The sequence below is a fragment of the Glycomyces tarimensis genome (genome assembly GCF_054776215.1).
Map to the genome: position 1 here is coordinate 74,352 of NZ_BAAHCB010000001.1, position 20,480 is coordinate 94,831.

Sequence of the window (20,480 nt, forward strand, 5' to 3'; positions counted from 1 at the left end):
GGCGCGAGCGGATTGCTCCGGCGTCAGTCCGGGAGCAGGTAGGCCGAAGCCTCGGCGGCGCAGGCGGCGCCGTAGGACTCCTCCAGCCGGTGGACGAACTCGGCGGGGTTGACGGTGTAGCCGGTGGCGCCCACGGACTCGAAGGCGATCGCGGCGAGCTGGCTGCCGATCTCGGCGGCGCGGCGCAGCGGCATGCCCCAGCCGAGGCCGGCCAGGAGCCCGGCACGGAAGGCGTCGGAGACGCCCGAGGGGTCGATGACCTCGCGGGCACGGGCGAGCGGCACCCGCTGGCGGTCCATGTCATGGCCGACGATCTCGACGCCCTCGGCGTCGACGGTGGTCACCCTGACCCGCACGCGCTCGAGGATCTCGTCGTCGGCCAGCCCGGTGGTGCCCTGGAGGAACTGGTAGCCGTCCTCGCTGGTCACCAGGAACTTAGCGCCGGTGACGAACTCGGCGGCGTCGGCACCGTCAAGGGCGCCGGGATCGGCGCTGTACTCCAGTCCCAGATCGCGGCACTGCTCGGCGTAGGACAGCATGACCTTGGGGTCGTCGGCGCCGATGTGGATCAGGCCGAGCGTGCCCGAGCGCTCCATGACTTCGATGAGGTCGAATTCCGCGCTGCTGGGATCGAGGACGACGGACGGTTGGCCGAGCTGGCTCATCCCGTGGCCGATGACGGCAGCGGTGGAGCCGGTGACGGCGGTCTTCATGGAAGGACCTCGTTCGGTCGGAGGCGACCGGCGGTGCCGGCGCGGAATCGGAGGCGAACACGGCGAAGCCCGGCCGAGGGACACGCTATGGGGCGGTTTCGACCGGGCTGTCGGAGTCTCGCCAGAGACTTTAGTGGAACGAGTCGCCGCAGGCGCAAGAACCCTGGGCGTTCGGGTTGTCGATGGTGAAGCCCTGGGCGTCGATGCGGTCGGCGAAGTCGATGCTGGCACCGACGAGGTAGGGGACGCTCATGCGGTCCACGACGACCTCGAAGCCATCGTAGGTCTGCACGACGTCGCCATCGCGGTTGTCGGTGTCGAAGTACAGGCCATAGCGCAGGCCAGAGCAGCCGCCGGGGCTGACCTCGACGCGCAGGCGCAGGCCTTCTTCGCCTTCCTGCTCGATCAGGGCTTTGACCTTGGAGGCGGCGGCGTCGGTGAGCTTCACACCGGTGGCGGTGCTCTCCTTGACGTCCTCGGCCTGCTGAGTAGCGCTCACTTTGTGGCTCCCTCTGCTGTGTTGGGATCAACTGCTGCTGTGTTGGGATCAACTGCGTCGATCGGGTCTTCGACTGTTCAGCCGATCAGGTCCTCGACTGTTCAACAGTACCTAACGGCACTCGGCGATTCACTATTCCCGAGGTTACCCCCAGGCACGAGCCACCGACTCCGCCAGCGCGCGCAGGCCCTCCGCGGGCGCCTTCATGGCGTCCTCGACGCCGCCGAGCAGGTCGGCGACGGAATGGACACCGGCGAGGTCGGGGTGGGAGTCGAGATCGGACTTCCCGGCGAGCACGAGGCAGGGCTTGCCGTGGGCGGCCGCGCCACCGGCGACCTCTGCGGCGAGCTTGCCGCGCAGGCTCTGGGCGTCGAAGGAGCCCTCGCCTGTGATGACCAGGTCCGATGCGGCGACGGCCTCGTCGAGGCCGACGGCTTCGCAGGTGAGCTTCGCTCCGGAGGCGCGCTGGCCGCCGAGGAGGAACAGGGCCAGGCCCAGGCCGCCGGCGGCGCCCGCGCCGGGCCGGGAGGCCGCCCCGCGGGGACCGAGGTCACGTTCGGCGACCTCGGCGAAGGCGCTGAGCGCCGATTCGAGGAACGGCAGCTCGGCCTCGCGCGCGCCCTTCTGGGGCCCGAACATGTACGTCGCGCCGTGGGGGCCCAGGAGCGGGGAGTCGACGTCGGTGGCGGCGAGGAACTCGACGCCGCGGGTGCGCGGGTGGCCGTCGATCGAGGCGATCGCGCTCAGGGCGGCGCCGCCGTAGGGCAGGGCTTCGCCGGCGAGGTCGCGGCAGGTGTAGCCGAGGGCGGTGAGCATGCCGGCGCCGGCGTCGTTGGTGGCCGAGCCGCCGAGGCCGACGACGATGCGCCCGGCGCCGGTCTCGACGGCGTGGGCGATGAGCAGGCCGAGGCCGTAGGTGGTGGTGCGGCGCGGGTCGCGTTCGGCGGCTTCGAGCAGGTGGAGGCCGCAGGCGGCGGCGGATTCGATGTAGGCGGTGTCGCCGTCGCGGAGGTAGTCGGCGCTGATGCGGCGCGCGAGGGGGTCGCAGGTCTCGACGGTGTGCCGCTCGGCCGTGGGGATCGCGGCTTCGAGCACGTCGACGAAGCCGGGTCCGCCGTCGGCGAGGGGCAGTTCGGCGGTGTCGTCGTCGGGCCGGGCGTGTCCCCAGCCGTCGGCGATGGCCCTCGCCGCTTCGGCGGCGGTCAAGGTGCCGGCGAACTTGTCCGGAGCGATGAGAATGCGCACACCGAGAGCCTATCGAACCGGCCTTCCCGGTTGGTAACCGCTTACCGTGTCGGATCGGACTGTGAGGAAGGGGGCATACCGGTTCGTGCTGGCGATGCGCGAAACGTGCAAGAATTGTTCACATGACGGGCTTCAACGAACCTGCTCCCACCCAGACCGCGCTCCTGCTGCTCGGACGGGGCACCGACGCCGACTCCGAGCGCGGCGTGGACTGTCCCGGCGAGCTGCCCGAGCCCAGCGACCCCGACCTCGTCGAGCGCGCGCGGGCCGCCAAAGCGACGCTCGGCGGCAACGTCTTCATCCTCGGGCACCACTACCAGCGCGACGAGGTGATCCAGTTCGCCGACGTCACCGGCGACTCGTTCAAGCTCGCGCAGCAGGCCGCCGCCCGCCCCGACGCGGAGTACATCGTCTTCTGCGGCGTCCACTTCATGGCCGAGTCCGCCGACATCCTCACCGGCGAGCACCAGCGCGTCGTCCTCCCCGACCTCGCCGCCGGCTGCTCCATGGCCGACATGGCCACCGCCCCGCAGGTCGAGCAGTGCTGGGAAGACCTGCGGGCCGCCGGGATCGCCGAGACCACCGTCCCGATGACCTACATGAACTCCTCGGCCGCGATCAAGGGCTTCGTCGGTCGCGAAGGCGGCGTCGTGTGCACCTCCTCCAACGCCGAGCGGGCCCTGCGCTGGGCCTACGAGCGCGGCGACAAGGTTTTGTTCCTGCCCGACCAGCACCTGGGCCGCAACACCGTCGTCCGCGAGATGGGCTTCGGCCTCGAGGACTGCGTCCTCTACAACCCGCACAAGCCGAACGGCGGACTCACCGACGAGGAGCTGCGATCGGCCAAGATCATCCTGTGGAAGGGCCACTGCTCGGTCCACGGGCGCTTCACCCTCGAGTGCGTCAACGAGATGCGCGAGCGCAAGCCCGGCGTGAACATCCTGGTCCACCCCGAGTGCAAGCACGAGGTCGTCGACGCGGCCGACTACGTCGGCTCGACCGAGTACATCATCAAGACCCTCGACGCGGCCGAGCCCGGCAGCTCCTGGGCCGTGGGCACCGAGCTGAACCTGGTGCGGCGCTTGGCGAACGCCCACCCGGACAAGGAGATCTCGTTCCTCGACCGGACCGTCTGCTACTGCTCCACGATGAACCGCATCGACCTGCCGCACCTCGTCTGGGCCCTCGAAGAACTCGTGGCCGGTCGCGTGCCCAACCAGATCACCGTCGACGTCGAGACCGCGAAGCACGCCCGCGCCGCCCTCGACCGCATGCTCCAACTGCCCTGACCGCCCCGAATCGGTAAGGACGATCACCGTGGGTTACGTCCCCGCCTGGGCGTATTGCCGGTGAAGGTTCCGTTATCGTTGGGCGACGACCCCCGGTCTGATCCACCCATCTGAGGAGACCTGTTGAGCAGCACCGCGACCACTTCCGAAGACATGCTGATCATCCATGGCGGTACCCCCCTCGAAGGCGAAGTCACGGTCAGAGGCGCGAAGAACCTCGTCTCCAAGGCGATGGTGGCCGCCCTGCTCGGCACCTCCCCCTCCGTCCTGCGCGGCGTTCCGGAGATCCGCGATGTCGAGGTCGTCACCGGGCTCCTGCGCGTCCACGGTGTCGACGTCTCGCTCGACGGCGACACCCTCTACATGGACCCGACCTCCGTCGAATCGGCCGGCGTCGACCAGATCAACGTCCACGCGGGCACCAGCCGCATCCCGATCCTGCTGTGCGGGCCGCTCCTGCACCGCCTCGGCCGGGCCTTCATCCCCGACCTCGGCGGCTGCAACATCGGCGGGCGCCCCATCGACTTTCATCTCGACGCGCTCCGCAAGTTCGGCGCCGTCGTCGAGAAGGCCGCCGACGGCACGCACCTGTCGGCGCCCGACGGGCTCCACGGCATCCGCTACGAGCTCGAGTACCCCTCGGTCGGCGCCACCGAGCAGGTCCTGCTGACCGCCGTCATGGCCGAGGGCACCACCGAGCTGCGCAACGCCGCGATCGAGCCGGAGATCATCGACCTCATCTGCGTGCTGCAGAAGATGGGCGCGATCATCAAGGTCCACACCAACCGCGTCATCGAGATCGTCGGCGTCGGCGAGCTCAAGGGCTACACCCACCGGGCCGTGCCCGACCGCATCGAGGCCGCCTCGTGGGCCTCGGCGGCGCTGGCCACCGCGGGCAGCGTGTTCGTGCGCGGCGCCCGGCAGGTCGACATGATGACGTTCCTCAACGTCTTCCGCTCCATCGGCGGGGCCTACGAAGTCGACGACGACCCGCTCGAGGGCGGCATCCGCTTCTGGCACCCCGGCGGCCCGCTCAAGCCGGTCGCGCTGGAGACCGACGTGCACCCGGGGCTCATGACCGACTGGCAGCAGCCGATCGTGGTCGCCCTGACCCAGGCCGACGGCCTGTCGATCATGCACGAGACCGTCTACGAGAACCGCCTCGGCTACACCTCCGAGCTGCGCCAGATGGGCGCCAACATCGAGCTGTACTCCGAGTGCCTCGGCGGCACCCCCTGCCGCTGGGGGCGACGCAACTTCCTGCACTCGGCGGTCATCGCCGGACCCAGCAAGCTCCACGCCGCCGAGCTCCAGATCCCCGACCTGCGCGCCGGTTTCAGCCACCTCATCGCGGCCCTGGCCGCCGACGGCACCTCGCGGGTCTACGGCGTCGACCGCTACATCACCCGCGGCTACGAGAACTTCGAGGCGAAGCTCCAGGCCCTCGGCGCCAAGATCGAGCGCCCGGCTCCGAAGACGATGCCCTCGCCGACGCGTGCGGCCGCGTAAAACCTGCAAGTATGCTGGGAGTCAGCATGCCGTCGCGAATTTAGGAAGGGCGATCGTCCCGTGGGGAAGAAGTCCGTTGAGGCCGAGGCCACCGACACCGTCGAAGAGACGAGGCCGGCCGCCGCCACCGGCAAGAAGGGGAAGCCCACCCCGAAGCGCCCCAAGCAGGCCAAGGCCCGTCCCCCCGCGAATCCCCCGCTGACCTACAAGGAAGCCCGGAAGCGCGCGAAGTCCTCCAAGCTCAGCAAGGAGGAGAAGCGGCGGGCCAAGGACGACCTCCGGGCCGAGCGCGCCCGCATCGCCGAGGGCCAGTGGAAGGGCGACCCGCTCTTCGACAAGTACCACCTGCCGCGCGACCGCGGCCCCGAGCGGCTGCTCGTGCGCGACATCGTCGACTCGCGGCGCACCGTCGCTCAGTATTTCTTCGCGCTCACCATGGCGCTGCTGCTGGCGACCAACATCTTCCCGTACGCGATCGGCATCCTCATGATCGGGTGGATCGTCATGATGGTCGGCTTCGCCGTCGACTCGTACTTCCTGTGCCGCAAGGTGGGGCGCCTGGTCTGGAAGCGGTTCCCGAGCACGAAGCAGCGCAAGGCCGGCCTGTACTGGTACGCGATCCAGCGGGCGATCATGTTCCGCTCCATGCGCAACCCGCGCCCGCGCATGAGCTACAAGGCCACCGAGGAAGACCTCGGCCAAGTCGTCAGGTAAGACGCGCGGGCCGCGCCCGCAGCCCCCAGGACCCCGAGGCGATCTCACCACTCGCCTCGGGGTACTCGATGGCTTAATCTGAATGTCGTAACCCTCAGTGACCTTGAAAGTAGTCAACGTGGTGGATGTCGCGGCGGACTTGCGAGCCGGGCTGGTCCGAGCCCTCGGACCGCTCGACCGCGCCACCTTGCGTCACGCCATCGCCGACACCGTCGGCCTCCAGCACATCCGCGAGGAGGCCACCCAGCGCCTCGCCCGGCACCCCGCCGAGGCCGACCAGTCGCGCCTGCTCGGCGTCCGCGCCGTCATCATGCGCGTCCTCGGCGACTTCGACTCCGCCGAGACCGACGCCGCCGCCGCGGTCAAGTACGCCGAGGCCGTCGGCGCCGACCTCCTGCTCGCCCCCGCCCGCGCCCGCCTCGGGCAGGTCTACCGCGTCCAGGGCCGCTACGCCGAGGCCGACCAGCTGTTCGCGCTCGGCGAGGCCGGCGAGCTGCCGCGCACGCTCACCGGCGCCGTCCGCGCCTACGCGGCCCTGTCGTGCCTGTCCCAAGGCCGCGTCACCGAGAGCCTCATCCATCTCCAACGGGCCAGCGAGCAGAACCCGCACGGCTTCGTCATGCAGATCGTGGAGACCGCCCTCGACCTGGCCGAAGAGCTCGCCGCGAAGGGCGGCTTCGGGCCGCCGCCGCGCCCGTGGGCCGAGCGCGCCGGGCACCCGGCGCCCGAACGGTTCCAGGACCCGCAGACCGGCCGGTGGGGCTACCTGGGCCCGACCGGCCGGCCGGTCGTCCAGGCCGTGTTCAGCCAGGCCGGGGACTTCAGGGGCGGGGTCGCCGCGGTGTGCCAGGCCGACTGGGGCGCGATCGACAAGCAGGGCACCGTCGTCGTCCCCATGCTCTACAGCTCCCTGGACACGACCACCGTCGACGGCCGCACCGTCACCGGCTTCGTCGGCGGCGTCGCCGTCGCCTCCCAGCGGGGCCGCGCCGGGGTGGTCCACCGCTCGGGGCGCGTGGTCGTCCCTCCTCGCTACCAGCGCATCGCGGTCCACCCCGCCGGGTTCCTGGTCTCCATGGACGGCTACTCCTGGGGCACCCTCGGGCTCGACGGCGCCGAACTCGTCCCGCCCAGAGCGGACCGAGCCGAGGCCGCCCGGACCTTGGACGCGGCCGTCTCGATCGACGACGGACCGCTGTAAGGCCCCAGGCCCGGCAAACGCTTGTGACGTTCGTTTCTTTGACACTAGCCGAGCGGCTGGTAGGTTCTTGTCCATGGAGTTTCGTCATCTCGGCCGTTCCGGCCTCGTCATCTCAGAACTGACTTACGGCAACTGGATCACCCATGGCGGACAGGTCGAGGAGGACGCCGCTCTCGCCTGCGTCCAGGCCGCCCTCGACGAAGGCATCACCACCTTCGACACCGCCGACGTCTACGCCCACGGCGCGGCGGAAGAGGTCCTCGGACGCGCCCTCAAGAGCGAGCGCCGCGACGGCCTGGAGATCTTCACCAAGGTCTACTGGCCCATGGGCGAGGGCAAGAACGACCGCGGGCTGTCGGCCAAGCACATCAAGGAGTCCATCAACAACTCCCTGCGCCGCCTCCAGACCGACCGCGTCGAGCTCTACCAGGCCCACCGCTTCGACCACGAGACGCCGCTCGAGGAGACCATGCAGGCCTTCGCGGACGTCGTCCGCGCCGGCAAGGCCCACTACATCGGCGTCAGCGAGTGGACCGCCGACCAGATCCGCCAGGCGCACGCCCTCGCCAAGGACCTGGGCATCCAGCTCGTCTCCAGCCAGCCCCAGTACTCCGCGCTGTGGCGCGTCATCGAGGCCGAGGTCATCCCGGCGTGCGAGGAGCTGGGCATCGGCCAGATCGTGTGGTCCCCGCTGGCCCAGGGCGTCCTGACCGGCAAGTACAAGCCCGGCCAGGCCCCGCCCGAAGGCAGCCGCGGCGCCCACGAGAAGTTCGGCGGCTTCATGAAGAACTACCTGGAGAACGACGAGCTGCTCGAGCGCGTCCAGCAGCTGGAGCCGATCGCCGAAGAGGCCGGCCTGAACCTGCCGCAGCTCGCCCTGGCGTGGGTCCTCAAGAACCCGAACGTCTCGGCCGCGATCATCGGCGCCACCCGCCCCGAGCAGGTCAAGGACAACGTCAAGGCCGCCGGCGTCACGCTCGACGACGAGATCTACGCCAAGATCAACGAGCTGCTCGAGCCGGTCGCCGCGACCGACCCGAACCTCACGCGGAGCCCGAAGCCGCGACCCTGAGCACCCGCTCGACGAGCGCTGGATCGGCCGCATCGAACCATTCGATGCGGCCGTCCCTTTTGAACCAGGAACGCTGGCGGCGCACGAAGCGGCGCGTGCCCCGCACCGTGCGGCGGAACGCCTCCGCCTCGTCGTACTCTCCCGCCAGGAACGCGAGCACCTGCTGGTAGCCCAGTGCCCGCGAGGCCGTGCGGCCCTCGCGCAGGCCCGCGGCCTCCAGCTCGCGGACCTCGTCCACGAGCCCGGCGTCCCACATGGCCCGGACGCGGCGCTCGATGCGCTCGTCCAGCGCGGCGGTGTCGAGGTCGACGCCGATGCGCACCGCCGCGTAGTGGTCCTTCGGCTCGGGCAGCTTGGCGGTGAACGAGCCGGTGAGCTCGACGACCTCCAGGGCTCGCACCACGCGCCGCCCGTTGGAGGGCAGGACGACCTTCGCGGCGGCCGGGTCGACCTCCCGCAGCCGCTCCCACAGCGCCGCCGAGCCCGCTCGCTCCAGCTCGCCTTCCAGGCGGGCGCGGATCTCGGGGTCGGTCCCGGGGAAGTCCATCTCGTCCAGCGCGGCCTGCACGTACAGGCCCGAGCCGCCGACCAGCACCGGCGTCTTCCCTCGTGCGGCGATGTCCTCGATCGCGGCGCGGGCCATGGCCTGGTAGCGGACGACGTCGGCGGTCTCGGTCACGTCCAGGACGTCGAAGACGTGATGGGGGACGCCGCGCCGCTCCGCGTCGGTGATCTTGGCGGTGCCGATGTCCATCCCTCGGTACAGCTGCATCGAGTCGGCGTTGACTACCTCACCGGCAAGCGCTTCTGCCAGCGCGACCGAGAGCGAGGTCTTCCCGGCCGCGGTAGGGCCTACGACTGCGATCACCGTCGGTTGTAGGCTGGGGTGACTGACGCCGCTCACCAACTGAATGCCCCTTCGGTTCGGGAGGGCCGGCGGACTCGCCTGGCCCTTTGACCAGTGGACGGCCCCGGCTGGCAACCACCCGGCTACCACCGTAAGGTACGGGAAGTACGTCCCTTAGTTCGTGTGAAGGATTTGAGATTACCGCGATGAGTGACCTCGGAGACTGGACCCGCTTCGGCCGCATCGACGCCGATGGCACGGTCTACGTGAAAACCTCCTCCGGCGAGCGCGCGGTCGGCTCCTGGCAGGCCGGCTCCACCGACGAGGGGCTCGCGCACTTCGCGCGGAAATACGCCGACCTGGTGGTCGAAGTCGATCTCATCGCCGCGCGCCTGAATTCGGACTCGGCGGACGTGGAGCAGGCCGCGGCGCAGCTTCGCAAGCTCCGCGAGAGCCTGGACAGCGCCGCCGTCGTCGGAGACGTCGACGCGCTGGGCAACCGGCTCGACGAGCTGTCCAAGCACGCCGAAGAGCGCGTGGGCGAGTTCAAGGCCGCGAAGGACGCCGAGCGCGCCGAGGCCATCGCCGCCAAGGAGGCCCTGGTGGCCGAGGCGGAGGAACTCGCCAAGCGCGACAGCCATTGGAAGGCGTCGGGGCAGCGCTTCAGCGAGATGGTCGAGGAGTGGAAGTCGATCCACGGGGTCGATCGCAAGACCGACCAGAAGCTGTGGCGGAAGTTCTCGACCGCCCGCGACACGTTCACCCGGCATCGCGGGGCCTATTTCTCGCAGCTGGACGCCGAGCGCAAGGTGATCGCCGCGAAGAAGGAAGAGCTGATCGCCGAGGCCGAGGCGCTGTCGACCTCCACCGACTGGGGGCCGACGGCCGACCGGCTCAAGTCGCTCATGGCCGAGTGGAAGGAAGCCGGCAGGCTCGCGCCGGACGCCGAGCAGAAGGCCTGGAAGCGGTTCAGGGCCGCTCAGGACGTCTTCTTCAACGCCCGCTCCGAGGTCTTCTCGGCCCGTGACGCGGAGCTGGAGGCCAATCAGGCCGCCAAGGAGGAGCTGCTCGGGCGCGCCGAGTCGCTCGACGTCGCCGCCGACCCGAAGGCCGCCCAGGCCGCGTTCCGCGAGATCCAGGGCGCCTGGCACGACCTCGGCGCCGTCCCGCGCAAGAACCAGGCCAAGCTGCAGCGCCGGCTGCGCAACGTCGAAGACAAGCTGCGGGAGGCGCTGGACACCGCTTGGCGGAAGGTCCCGGTCGAGGAGAACCCGCTGCTGCTCCAGATGCGGCAGCAGGTCGCCGAGGCCGAGGAGAAGCTCGAGCGGGCCAAGGCCGACGGCAACCAGGGCCGCATCAAGAAGGCCGAGTCCGACCTGGCTTCGAAGCGGCAGTTCCTGGAGCTCGCGGAAGGCGCCAAGTAGCGCGGCCCGAAGCTCGCGGACGGCGCCAAACCGCACACAGCCCGAGGCTCGCGGAGGGCACGCCGGTGGTCGCCGAAGGCGAGCCGAGCGGGAGTTGGGCATTTGCCGTCGAAGCGGGATAATAGAGGAGCTACAGCGGCGTGGACTGTTCTGGTTCACGCCGTTTTCATCGTGAGGGACAATACTCACGGTGACACCCCGCCGACAGGAAGGCAGCCGTATGGCCTTGGAAACACTCCCCCAGCAATTCCTCCCCACGGAACAGGTCTTCAATCTCCGGGACCTCGGCGGCCTCGATGCCGCCGACGGCAAAAAGGTCAAGACCGGTCAGGTCTTCCGCTCCGACAACTTCGGCAAGGCGACCGCGGCCGACATCGACTACGTCGTGAAAGAACTGGGCGTCCGGCACGTCATCGACCTGCGCCGCCCGAACGAGCTGGAGCGGACCGGCCGCTTCCCCGAGCTCGACGGCGTCGACTTCCACCACTTCGAGGTGCTGCACATCCCGTGGGAGTCGGTCGAGCTGGGCGTGGACAAGGACTCCCCCCAAGAGCGGGTCGTCGAGTTCCTGCGGCACCGCTACTCGGGCATGCTCGAAGCCGGTTACAAGGCCGTGCGCGACTCGCTCGACGTGATCGCCCTCGGCGAGCCGGTGGTCTTCCACTGCATGGCCGGCAAGGACCGCACCGGGATCGTCGCGGCCGTGCTGTTGTCGCTGCTCGGCGTGGACGAGGTGGACATCGCCGCGGACTACGAGCTGTCGAACATAGGGATCGCGCGGTGGCGCGCCTGGCGGGACGCCAACGTCGGCAAGCCCAGCTCCGATCGCGGCCTGGGGACCCCGGCCGAGGCGATGCGCCAGACCATCGCCGAGATGAACGCGCGCTTCGGTTCCCTGGAGGCCTACGCCAGGGCCATCGGCTTCAAGGACGCCGAGCGGCTGCGCGAGCTGCTGCTCGAATAGTCACTTGCCGCTCGGCTAGAAAATGAGTTGCCCGCACTCACTCGGCCACCCTACGGTGGCTGGGTGGGTGCACAGCGGTCGAATACAGCGGCAGAGTCCGAACCAGACGATCCCCGGCCGAAGGGATCGGCGCTGGCGAACCTCTGGAGGATGAAGAAGTACCTGTACCCATACCGGTTCCGCCTCGGAGCGATATGGACGATGGTGCTCCTGAACATCGCCACCAACCTCTCGATCCCACCGCTGGTCGGCCGTGCCATCGACGGCCCCATCGCCGACGAGGACCTCGACGCGCTCTGGGGCGTCGTGGCGCTCATCGCCGTCATCGGCGCACTCGACGCGCTCCTGGTGCTCACCAGGCGCTACTTCCAGACCTCGACGGCCATGGCCATCGAGGCCGACATCCGCGACGGGCTCTACGAGCACCTCCAGCGGCTCCACACCGGCTTCCACGACCGCTGGCAGACCGGTCAGCTGCTCGCGCGCGTCACGGTCGATCTCGGCATGATCCGCCGCTTCTTCGCCGGCGGCCTCGTCTTCGCCATCACCGCGATCGGCATGGTCACGGTCATCCTCGGCCAGCTGTTCTGGATCGAATGGCGTCTGGCGCTCATCGTCGCCGCCTCGGCCGTGCCGCTGTTCCTCATCGGCCGCGGGTTCTTCCGCAACTACATGCCCGCCGCACGAGCGGAGCAGGACCAGTCCGGCGAGGTCTCCAGCGCCGCGGAGGAGTCCGCGCTCGGCATCCGCGCCATCAAGGCCCTCGGGCGCGGCCCGATCATGGCCGGGCGCTTCGACAACGAGGCGCGCGAGCTGCGCCGGCGCGCGGTCGCCAAGAGCATGATCGCCTCCAGGTCCTGGTCGGCGTTCAGCGCGATCGCCTCTGCCACGACCGGCTCGATCCTGGTGTTCGGCGCGATCATGGTCGCGAACGGGCAGCTCACCGAGGGACAGCTGACCGCGTTCATCATGCTGCAGATCGGGATGGTCTGGCCGATCGAGGCCGCCGGCTGGGTCATGGCCCACGGCAACGAGGCCGCCTCGGCCGCCGACCGCGTCTACGAGGTCTTCGACACCGAACCGGTCATCCGCGACCGCCCCGGCGCCCGCGCCGTCGACCGCTCCAGCCTCCGCGGCGAGCTCGCCTTCGAGGACGTCAAGTTCGCCTACGACGACGATGACCGCGAGATCCTGCGCGGCGTCGACCTGGCCGTCCGCCCCGGCGAGACCCTCGCGATCGCCGGCAAGACCGGCTCGGGCAAGACCACGCTCGTCTCGCTCCCCTCGCGCTTGCACGACCCGACCGGGGGGCGCATCACCCTCGACGGCACCGACATCCGCGACTTCCGGCTCGACGGCCTCCGACGCGTGGTCACGACCGCGTTCGAGGAGGCCACGCTGTTCTCCATGAGCGTGCGCGAGAACCTCGCGCTCGGCCGGCCGGACGCCGACGAACGCGACCTGGAAGAGGCGCTGCGCGTCGCACAGGCCGAATTCGTCCACGACCTGCCCTACGGGCTCGACACCCGCATCGGCGAGCAGGGCCTGTCGCTCTCCGGGGGCCAGCGCCAGCGGCTCGCCCTCGCCCGCGCCGTGGTCGTCAAGCCCGCCGTGCTCGTCCTCGACGATCCGCTCTCGGCGCTCGACGTCCACACCGAGGAGCTCGTCGAGCGGGCGCTGGCGCAGGTCCTGCGCGGCACCACCGCACTCGTGGTCGTGCACCGGCCCTCGACGGTGGCGTTGGCCGACCGGGTCGCGCTGCTCCACGAGGGGCGGATCGCGGCCGTGGGCGAGCACTCGACCCTGATGGAGTCCAGTCCCGATTACGTCGACGTCCTCTCCGCCGAGTCCGAGGAGGTGGCCGCATGACCGCCACTGAGCACCGCACCGACAAGCACGTCAAGTGGCGCGGGCGGGCCGAGGCCGCCGACGCCGACCGGACCAGCGCCGAGGTCGACGACGCCGACGCGATCCGGTCGCTGCGCTCGCGCAGCCGCTCGCTGCTGGGGTCGATGATGCGCCCCCACAAGCGGGGGCTGGCGTTCCTCGTCGGCATCCTCGTGGTGCAGAACTTCGCGAGCATGGCCACGCCGATCCTGGTCATGTACGGCATCGACAACGGCATCCCCGCGATCGCCGAACGCGACGACTACACGATCATGGTCGTCATCGGGGTCGTCTACGCGAGCTGCGCCGTGCTGGAGTACGTGTGCGTGCGGCTCTACATCGCGCAGTCGGCGAAGGTCGGCAACGCGATGCTGTACGCCCTGCGCAACCGGGTGTTCTGGAAGTTCCAGCGGCTGTCGATCGCCTTCCACGAGCGGTTCACGTCCGGGCGGGTGACGGCGCGGCAGAGCTCGGACATGGAGTCGATCCGGGAACTGACCGAGAACGGCGTCGACGACCTCGTGCTGGCCGGCATGAACGTCGTGACGATCACCGTGGTCATGCTCGTGATCGACCCGCTGCTGGCGGCGGTCTCGCTGATGACGTTCCCGCTGATGCTGATGCTCGCCAAGTGGTTCAGTCGCGTCTCGGCGATCGCCTACCGCAAGGCGCGCGAGACCGTGGCGGTCCTGATCGTCTACTTCGTGGAGTCGATGGGCGGCGTTCGCGCGGTGCAGGCCTACCGTCGCGAGGAGCGCGACAAGGAGATCTTCGCGCAGTTGAACGTCGACAACCGGGACGCGCAGGCCAAGGGCCACCAGCAGAACGCGATCATGTCCGGCGGGGTGCGCGGCATCGGCCACCTGGCGACGGTGGTGGTGCTCCTGTTCGGCGGCTGGCAGGTCATGCTCGGCAACACCGAGGTCGGCGTGCTCGCGGCGTTCCTGCTGTACATGAAGCGGTTCTTCGACCCGCTGAACGAGCTGGTGCAGTTCTACAACGTGCTCCAGTCGGCGACGGCGGCCCTGGAGAAGCTCTCGGGCGTCATGGACGAGGAGATCGAGGTGGCCGAGCCGGACGAGCCGCGCCCGATCGAGCGGCCGAGCGGCGAACTGCGCTTCGACGGCGTCGAGTTCTACTACCGGGAGGACCAGCGGGTGCTGCCGGGGCTGGACCTGCACGTCCCCGGCGGGCAGACCGTGGCGCTCGTGGGCGCGACGGGCGCCGGGAAGACGACGATCGCGAAGCTGGTGAGCCGCTTCTACGACCCGCGCGCGGGCGCGATCACGCTCGACGGCGTGGACCTGCGCGAGCTGTCCGAGCACGACCTGCGCGACAACGTCGTCATGATCACGCAGGAGAACTTCCTGTTCAACGGCACGATCGCCGAGAACATCGAGCTGGGCAAGCCGGGCTCGTCGCGCTCGCAGATCGTCGAGGCCGCGCAGGTGGTCGGGGCGCACGACTTCATCGAGGCGCTGCCGGAGGGCTACGACACGCACGTGCGCAAGCGCGGCGGCAGGCTCTCGGCGGGTCAGCGCCAGCTCGTGGTCTTCGCCCGGGCCTTCCTGGCCGACCCGCGCGTGCTGATCCTCGACGAGGCCACGTCCTCGCTCGACATCCCGTCGGAGCGGCTGGTGCAGCGCGCGCTGCGCACGATCCTGGCCGACCGGACGGCGATCATCATCGCGCACCGGCTCTCCACCGTCGAGATCGCCGACAGGGTGCTGGTGCTGAGCGGCGGACTCATCATCGAGGACGGGCCGCCGGAGGCCCTGATCGACTCGGGCGGCGAATACGCCGAGCTGCACCGCCAGTGGGAGGACAGCCTGGTGTGACCGTTCGGGGGAGCTACCGGCGTGTGTCCATTGCGTAACCTGGTACGGCCCGAGTCGGCCAGCACGGTGGTCCGGCCGCCCCTCTGACGGAGTGATGCATGAGCACCCCCGACCCGAACTACATGCGCGTGTCCGACCACGACCGGGAGCACGTCGTCGCCCAGCTGCGGGCCGCGCTCAACGCGGGCCGGATGTCCCTCGACGAGTTCGACCGGCGCTCCGGCGCGGCGTACGCCGCCTCGACGTACGGCGAGCTGAACCTGGTGCTGGCGGACCTGCCGGGGACCACGGCGCCGGAGCCGCCGTACCACTACCACCCGTACGGCCTCCAGACGCCGCCCGGATACGCGACGCCCGGGCACGCGCTGCCGCCGATGTACTACCAGGCGATGCCGCCGAGAGCGGAGAACGGCTTCGGCGTCGCCGGCCTGGTGCTGGGCATCGTGGGCATCTGCTGCTGCATCGCCGCGATCCTGGCCATCATCTTCGGCGCGATCGGGATGTCGAAGGCCAATCGAGGCGCCGCCACGAACAAAGGCATGGCGATCGCTGGGCTGACCCTCGGCATCATCGGGGCGGCCCTGAGCGTGATCCGGATACCGATGGGCTGGGTGTTCTGACGTGGGGCGTGTCCAGCTCGTCACCCACGCCCGAGGATATCGTCGATCCGGCATCGCAGATATCCGCCAGTATCGATGAACAATGTCTGGAACCCGACTGAAATGATCGCGACACGCGTTCTCGGCAGGTATGATCAGAGCTTGCGCATAGTTGCGTTGAGGAGGTGAAAACAATGTCACGAACAGTCATCAACCTCGACGACGATCTGGTCACGCAAGCTGCCGAGATCCTCGGAACTACGACCAAGGTCAGTACCGTCAACACCGCGCTCAAGGAGATCGTGAGCGCGCACCGCCGCCGAGAGTTTCTCGACTGGCTCGCCGGAGGCGGCCTCCCCGACCTAGGCGACGAGCAGCTGACGGAGCAGGCATGGCGGTAGCACAGTATCTCGTGGACAAGAGTGTTCTTGCTCGCCAGGCCAAGCCGAACGTGGCACAGCGACTTCTCGCCTTGTCAGATCGTGGCCTTCTGGGGCTCTGCGGTGTGACCGAGATGGAGATGATCTACAGCGCACGAAGTATCACCGAAGGCGACAGTCTCAGCGGCTGGTTCAAGGAGTTCGAGTGGTTGCCGACTCCAGACAGCGTGTGGAGTCGGGCGATCGAAGTACAGCTAGAACTGCTTTCCAAATCCTTGCACCGCACGGTGAAGATGCCTGATCTCATCATCGCATGCACCGCCGAGCGGCACGGTGTCACCGTCCTGCACTACGACCGGGACTACGAGAGGATCGCCGAGGTCACCGGTCAGTCCACCGAGTGGATCGTCCCCCCGGGCGAAGCGGATTGAATGCCGGCCGCCCGGGCACGGTCCCACTGAACCGGCCACGGGCGGCCCGGACAACGATCACATGACCGCCCCGCGCCATCAGCGGCGGGCGGTCACCAGATAGTAGTCGATCCAGCCGTTCTCATAGCAGCGCAGCCAGTTCCTTCCCCAGGAGTCGGCGTACTCGGACTGGGCCACCCAGCGGTCGAAATACGGCCACACGTGTTCACCGATCGAAGTCACTTCGACGTCCTCGAATCCGGCTTCGGCGAGCTGCTCGGCCAACTCCCCCACCGGGCGGATCACGTCGATGCCGCTCTCGACGGTCTCGATGAGCTGGGCGAACGGCGCGTCGCCCGGCCCGGTCGCGAAGAACGTCGCGGTGGCGAAGCGGCCTCCCGGGCGCAGTACCCGGTGAACCTCGCTCGCCGTCCCGGCGAGGTCGTCGACGTGCTGGAGCATCTCCACCGCGTAGACGCCGTCGGCGACGTTGTCCTCCTCGGGGATGTCGGTCACCGACCCCTTGCGGAACGAGAGTCGCCCGCTGAGCGTCTCCATCGCCTCGGCGTTGGCCTCCGCGGCGCGCTCCAGCTGCGCGTCGGAGCGGTCGACGCCCGCCACGCTCACACCGAACTCCTCGGCCACCAGCGCCGCGCCCACGCCGATGCCGCAGCCGAGTTCGAGCAGGCGGTCGCCCGGCACCGGCTCGAGGCCCGCGACGACCCGGCGGTACATCTCGTCATAACGACACATTCTGGCAGCCGGAGCCCGAAAGCGGAAGCTCAGTGGTCCCCGCAGGCGCAGCCGGCCGGTTCGGCCCGGACCGCGGCGGGCTTGCGTCCGATCGTCGGCATGCCGAGGCTCACGCCGGGGAGCGTGGGCCGCTGCCCGGCCTCGTAGGCGTCGCCGGCCTTCGTGCGGCGGTGCGTGAGGATCGCCGAGTCGGCCACCAGGTGGTGCGGCGCGCCGTAGGTGACCGTGGTGGTGATGACGTCGCCGGGTCGCACGCCCTCGACGTGGTCGAAGTGGACGAGCCGGCCGTCGCGGGCCCGGCCCGACATGCGGCCGGTGGCCTCGTCCTTGCGGCCGTCGCCGGCCGTCACGAGCACTTCGACCTCGGTGCCCTCGAGCTTGCGGTTCTCCTCCCAGGAGACGCGCTCCTGGAGCTCGACGAGGCGCTCGTAGCGCTCCTGGACGACGGCCTTCGGGATCTGGTGCTCCATCTCCGCCGCAGGGGTGCCGGGCCGGATCGAGTACTGGAAGGTGAAGGCGCTGGAGAAGCGGGAGGCCTCGACGACGTCGAGGGTCGCCTGGAAGTCCTCCTCGGTCTCACCGGGGAAGCCGACGATGATGTCGGTGGTGATGGCCGCGTCCGGCATCGCCTCGCGGACCTTGTCGATGATCTCCAGGAACTTCTTCGAGCGGTAGGAGCGGCGCATCTCCTTGAGGACCCGGTCCGAGCCCGACTGGAGCGGCATGTGCAGCTGGTGGCACACGTTCGGCGTCTCGGCCATCGCGGCGATGACGTCCTCGGTGAAGTTCTTCGGGTGCGGACTGGTGAAGCGGACCCGCTCCAGGCCGTCGATCTCGCCGCAGGCGCGCAGGAGCTTCCCGAACGCGAGCTTGTCGCCGAACTCGACGCCGTAGGTGTTGACGTTCTGGCCGAGCAGCGTCACTTCGGAGACGCCCTCCTCGACCAGCGCGCGGACCTCGGCGAGGATCTCGCCGGGGCGGCGGTCCTTCTCCTTGCCGCGCAGGGACGGGACGATGCAGAACGTGCAGGTGTTGTTGCAGCCCACGGAGATCGACACCCAGCCGGAGTAGGTGGACTCGCGTTTCGTCGGCAGTGTCGAAGGGAAGACCTCGAGCGATTCGAGGATCTCGACCTCGGCGGCCCTGTTGTGGCGAGCGCGTTCGAGCAGGGCCGGCAGCGAGCCGATGTTGTGGGTGCCGAAGACCGCGTCCACCCAGGGCGCGCGCTTGACGATCTCCCCGCGGTCCTTCTGGGCGAGGCAGCCGCCGACGGCGATCTGCATGTCGGGATTGGCGGTCTTCGCCGGGCGCAGGTGGCCGAGGTTGCCGTACAGCTTGTTGTCGGCGTTCTCGCGCACGGCGCAGGTGTTGAACACGACCAGGTCGGGCGCCTCCGCCTCGCCGGCGGGCGCGTATCCGGCCTCCTCGAGGAGGCCGCCGATCCGCTCGGAGTCGTGGACGTTCATCTGGCAGCCGAACGTCCGCACCTGGTAAGTCTTCACACCTTGCTGAGCCACTCCCCCAGGATAGCCACAGGGACTGCCGCACTCGAACGGCTCGGTGGGCGGGGTTGGCCACGTCCCATCGATCACGTCTCGCCAGTCACGACCAATAGACCCAACCCCATTGGACTCGTCTTATGCACACGAGCCCCAATGCCATATCGATCTGCAAGAACATACGCGGAGAAAAATGAACTTTCAAAGGTGACACGATTGTCTCATTTGATCGTTCAAATCCATTATCACAGTGGCTGGTGTGAACGCTCGTTGAAGGCGGTGTACTGGTGTATCGCCTTCTTGCATCGCCATTTCGCACCATCGAGATGTAGAGACTTGTGCCTGCTGTTCTGTACCGATAATGTGACTCCGTGCCGCTAGCGCGTCCCCCACCGCCCGCGTCGCGGGCATTTCCGCTGCGGTCCCCACCTTTCAGCCGTAAAGGAACCTCATGCGTTTGAACAGAACCTCCGGCGCCCTTATTGCCGCCGCCGCAATCCTGGCCTCGGCCGCCTGCGTGTCCGAGCAGTCCCCCGCCTCGACCGAGGCCGACGATGCTCTGGTAGGCACCGGCACCGGCCCCGAATGCGTCATCGATGAGACCGTCAAGATCGGCGCCGTCCTCAGTCTCACCGAAGGCGCCGCATTCGCCGGCGAATATCAGCAGCAGGGCATCGAAATGGCCTTCGACGAACTCAACGCCCAAGGCGGCGTCCAATACGAGGTCATCGTCGAAGACGACAAGACCAGCGTCGAGGACTCCGTGGCGGCCTTCGAGAAGGTCATCGACATCGACGAGGTCAGCGCCATCATCGGTCCCACCCTCTCCAACATGGCGTTCACCGCCTACACCGACGCGCAGAGCGCCGGCGTCCCCACCGTCGGCATCTCGACCACCGCCGAGGGCATCCCCGAGATCGGCGACTATATCTTCCGGGCCTCCCTGCCCGAAGAGGTCGCGCTCGCCGCGAGCATCCCGGCAGCCAAGAACACCCTCGGCATCCAGGAAGTCGCCGTGCTCCACGACAGCGCCGACGAGTTCACCGCCTCGGCGTACAACACCATGATGGACGTCCTCGCCGACGAGGGCGTCGAAGTGGTGGTCGACGAGAGCTTCGAGACGGCCGACACCGACTTCAGCGCCCAGCTCACCAAGGTCCAGGACACCGAAGTGGACGCCGTCATCCTCTCCGCGCTGCCGGCCGCGACCATCCCGCTCGTCACGCAGGCCCGCGACCTCGGCATCGAAGCGCCCATCGTCGGCGGCAACGCCTTCAACTCCCCCGTGCTGGTCTCCGGCCTCGGCGACGCGGCCGAAGGCCTCATCGTCGGCGGCGCCTGGAGCGCGGCGGCCGAGTCGACCGGCAACGCCGAATTCATCGCCGCCTTCACCGAGCGGTACGAACGCGCCCCCGACCAGTTCGCCGCCCAGGCCTACACGGCGGCCTACCTGATCAACGAGGCCGTCCGCGCCGACTGCGACGCCAACCGCGAGGCGATCAAGGACAACCTCGGCCAAACCCTGGAATTCGACTCCATCCTCGGGCCGATCTCGCTCGACGAGGGCGGCGAGGTCACCCAGGAGCCGTTCGTCCAGATCATCGAAAACGGCGAGTTCACCCTCCTCCAGGGCTGAG

General features: G+C 69.0%; 19 protein-coding genes. 13 read left to right on the forward strand and 6 right to left on the reverse strand.

Annotated elements, in window-relative coordinates; all coding sequences use genetic code 11:
• Nucleotides 1–23 precede the first annotated feature (23 nt).
• From ACYVK3_RS00385 to ACYVK3_RS00395, 3 genes are all read right to left on the reverse strand, one after another.
• The gene (locus ACYVK3_RS00385) at nt 24–713 is read right to left on the reverse strand and encodes a carbohydrate kinase family protein (protein ID WP_460495255.1); all 690 of its coding nucleotides are present in this window, start codon (nt 711–713) and stop codon (nt 24–26) included.
• Nucleotides 714–843: 130 nt separating this feature from the next.
• Nucleotides 844–1,212: a HesB/IscA family protein gene (gene erpA / locus ACYVK3_RS00390; protein ID WP_460495256.1), complete on the reverse strand. Its 369-nt coding sequence runs from the start codon at nt 1,210–1,212 to the stop codon at nt 844–846.
• A 144-nt stretch (nt 1,213–1,356) separates the two neighbouring features.
• The gene (locus tag ACYVK3_RS00395; RefSeq protein ID WP_460495257.1) at nt 1,357–2,457 is read right to left on the reverse strand and encodes a glycerate kinase family protein; all 1,101 of its coding nucleotides are present in this window, start codon (nt 2,455–2,457) and stop codon (nt 1,357–1,359) included.
• Between the two features lie 122 nt (nt 2,458–2,579).
• On the opposite strand from ACYVK3_RS00395, the gene nadA reads away from it, so the two are divergent.
• From nadA to ACYVK3_RS00420, 5 genes are all read left to right on the forward strand, one after another.
• Nucleotides 2,580–3,746 carry a quinolinate synthase gene (gene nadA, locus ACYVK3_RS00400; protein ID WP_460495258.1) on the forward strand — a complete coding sequence of 389 codons (1,167 nt, stop codon included), beginning with the start codon at nt 2,580–2,582 and terminating at the stop codon, nt 3,744–3,746.
• Nucleotides 3,747–3,899: 153 nt separating this feature from the next.
• Nucleotides 3,900–5,255: a UDP-N-acetylglucosamine 1-carboxyvinyltransferase gene (gene murA, locus ACYVK3_RS00405; RefSeq protein ID WP_460495589.1), complete on the forward strand. Its 1,356-nt coding sequence runs from the start codon at nt 3,900–3,902 to the stop codon at nt 5,253–5,255.
• A 60-nt stretch (nt 5,256–5,315) separates the two neighbouring features.
• Nucleotides 5,316–5,969 carry a DUF3043 domain-containing protein gene (locus tag ACYVK3_RS00410; protein WP_460495259.1) on the forward strand — a complete coding sequence of 218 codons (654 nt, stop codon included), beginning with the start codon at nt 5,316–5,318 and terminating at the stop codon, nt 5,967–5,969.
• 97 nt (nt 5,970–6,066) lie between these two features.
• Nucleotides 6,067–7,170, forward strand: a complete 1,104-nt coding sequence (locus ACYVK3_RS00415) for a WG repeat-containing protein (RefSeq protein ID WP_460495260.1) — start codon at nt 6,067–6,069, stop codon at nt 7,168–7,170.
• A 73-nt stretch (nt 7,171–7,243) separates the two neighbouring features.
• Nucleotides 7,244–8,242, forward strand: coding sequence for an aldo/keto reductase family protein (locus ACYVK3_RS00420; protein WP_460495261.1), 999 nt, complete (start codon nt 7,244–7,246; stop codon nt 8,240–8,242).
• Here the strand turns inward: ACYVK3_RS00420 and miaA are convergent.
• Nucleotides 8,214–9,155, reverse strand: a complete 942-nt coding sequence (gene miaA, locus ACYVK3_RS00425) for a tRNA (adenosine(37)-N6)-dimethylallyltransferase MiaA (RefSeq protein ID WP_460495590.1) — start codon at nt 9,153–9,155, stop codon at nt 8,214–8,216. The genes ACYVK3_RS00420 and miaA overlap by 29 nt on opposite strands.
• 140 nt (nt 9,156–9,295) lie before the next feature.
• On the opposite strand from miaA, the gene ACYVK3_RS00430 reads away from it, so the two are divergent.
• The 7 genes from ACYVK3_RS00430 (at nt 9,296) to ACYVK3_RS00460 (ending at nt 16,612) form a co-directional block, all read left to right on the forward strand.
• The gene (locus ACYVK3_RS00430; RefSeq protein WP_460495262.1) at nt 9,296–10,513 is read left to right on the forward strand and encodes a DUF349 domain-containing protein; all 1,218 of its coding nucleotides are present in this window, start codon (nt 9,296–9,298) and stop codon (nt 10,511–10,513) included.
• A 220-nt stretch (nt 10,514–10,733) separates the two neighbouring features.
• Nucleotides 10,734–11,477 (forward strand): tyrosine-protein phosphatase, encoded by a 744-nt coding sequence (locus tag ACYVK3_RS00435; RefSeq protein ID WP_460495263.1) that lies wholly within the window; start codon nt 10,734–10,736, stop codon nt 11,475–11,477.
• Nucleotides 11,478–11,627: 150 nt separating this feature from the next.
• Nucleotides 11,628–13,346, forward strand: a complete 1,719-nt coding sequence (locus ACYVK3_RS00440; RefSeq protein WP_460495264.1) for an ABC transporter ATP-binding protein — start codon at nt 11,628–11,630, stop codon at nt 13,344–13,346.
• Nucleotides 13,343–15,202, forward strand: a complete 1,860-nt coding sequence (locus ACYVK3_RS00445; protein ID WP_460495265.1) for an ABC transporter ATP-binding protein — start codon at nt 13,343–13,345, stop codon at nt 15,200–15,202. Before ACYVK3_RS00440 ends, ACYVK3_RS00445 begins: the two co-directional genes overlap by 4 nt.
• A gap of 98 nt (nt 15,203–15,300) precedes the next feature.
• A complete protein-coding gene (locus ACYVK3_RS00450) occupies nt 15,301–15,822 on the forward strand; it encodes a DUF1707 and DUF4190 domain-containing protein (protein WP_460495266.1) in 522 nt (173 codons plus the stop codon).
• Between the two features lie 173 nt (nt 15,823–15,995).
• On the forward strand, nt 15,996–16,202 hold the full coding sequence (locus ACYVK3_RS00455; RefSeq protein ID WP_460495267.1) for a type II toxin-antitoxin system VapB family antitoxin: 207 nt from the start codon (nt 15,996–15,998) through the stop codon (nt 16,200–16,202).
• Nucleotides 16,193–16,612, forward strand: a complete 420-nt coding sequence (locus ACYVK3_RS00460) for a PIN domain nuclease (protein WP_460495268.1) — start codon at nt 16,193–16,195, stop codon at nt 16,610–16,612. Before ACYVK3_RS00455 ends, ACYVK3_RS00460 begins: the two co-directional genes overlap by 10 nt.
• A 78-nt stretch (nt 16,613–16,690) precedes the next feature.
• Here ACYVK3_RS00460 and ACYVK3_RS00465 read toward each other — a convergent pair whose 3' ends face one another.
• Nucleotides 16,691–17,344 (reverse strand): class I SAM-dependent methyltransferase, encoded by a 654-nt coding sequence (locus ACYVK3_RS00465; protein ID WP_460495269.1) that lies wholly within the window; start codon nt 17,342–17,344, stop codon nt 16,691–16,693.
• A gap of 29 nt (nt 17,345–17,373) precedes the next feature.
• Nucleotides 17,374–18,861, reverse strand: coding sequence for a tRNA (N6-isopentenyl adenosine(37)-C2)-methylthiotransferase MiaB (gene miaB, locus ACYVK3_RS00470; protein ID WP_460495270.1), 1,488 nt, complete (start codon nt 18,859–18,861; stop codon nt 17,374–17,376).
• A 433-nt stretch (nt 18,862–19,294) separates the two neighbouring features.
• Between miaB and ACYVK3_RS00475 the strand changes: the two genes are divergently transcribed.
• Nucleotides 19,295–20,479: an ABC transporter substrate-binding protein gene (locus ACYVK3_RS00475; RefSeq protein ID WP_460495271.1), complete on the forward strand. Its 1,185-nt coding sequence runs from the start codon at nt 19,295–19,297 to the stop codon at nt 20,477–20,479.
• The last annotated feature ends 1 nt before the right edge of the window (nt 20,480 follow it).

Coding starts and splice junctions, on each gene's coding strand:
- ACYVK3_RS00435 (WP_460495263.1), top strand. CDS start 10,734: ATGGCCTTGGAAACACTCCCCCAGCAATTCCTCCCCACGGAACAGGTC.
- ACYVK3_RS00460 (WP_460495268.1), top strand. CDS start 16,193: ATGGCGGTAGCACAGTATCTCGTGGACAAGAGTGTTCTTGCTCGCCAG.
- ACYVK3_RS00465 (WP_460495269.1), bottom strand. CDS start 17,344: ATGTGTCGTTATGACGAGATGTACCGCCGGGTCGTCGCGGGCCTCGAG.
- nadA (WP_460495258.1), top strand. CDS start 2,580: ATGACGGGCTTCAACGAACCTGCTCCCACCCAGACCGCGCTCCTGCTG.
- ACYVK3_RS00475 (WP_460495271.1), top strand. CDS start 19,295: ATGCGTTTGAACAGAACCTCCGGCGCCCTTATTGCCGCCGCCGCAATC.
- ACYVK3_RS00385 (WP_460495255.1), bottom strand. CDS start 713: ATGAAGACCGCCGTCACCGGCTCCACCGCTGCCGTCATCGGCCACGGG.
- ACYVK3_RS00430 (WP_460495262.1), top strand. CDS start 9,296: ATGAGTGACCTCGGAGACTGGACCCGCTTCGGCCGCATCGACGCCGAT.
- ACYVK3_RS00455 (WP_460495267.1), top strand. CDS start 15,996: ATGTCACGAACAGTCATCAACCTCGACGACGATCTGGTCACGCAAGCT.
- ACYVK3_RS00440 (WP_460495264.1), top strand. CDS start 11,628: ATGAAGAAGTACCTGTACCCATACCGGTTCCGCCTCGGAGCGATATGG.
- ACYVK3_RS00450 (WP_460495266.1), top strand. CDS start 15,301: ATGAGCACCCCCGACCCGAACTACATGCGCGTGTCCGACCACGACCGG.
- ACYVK3_RS00445 (WP_460495265.1), top strand. CDS start 13,343: ATGACCGCCACTGAGCACCGCACCGACAAGCACGTCAAGTGGCGCGGG.
- ACYVK3_RS00420 (WP_460495261.1), top strand. CDS start 7,244: ATGGAGTTTCGTCATCTCGGCCGTTCCGGCCTCGTCATCTCAGAACTG.
- murA (WP_460495589.1), top strand. CDS start 3,900: ATGCTGATCATCCATGGCGGTACCCCCCTCGAAGGCGAAGTCACGGTC.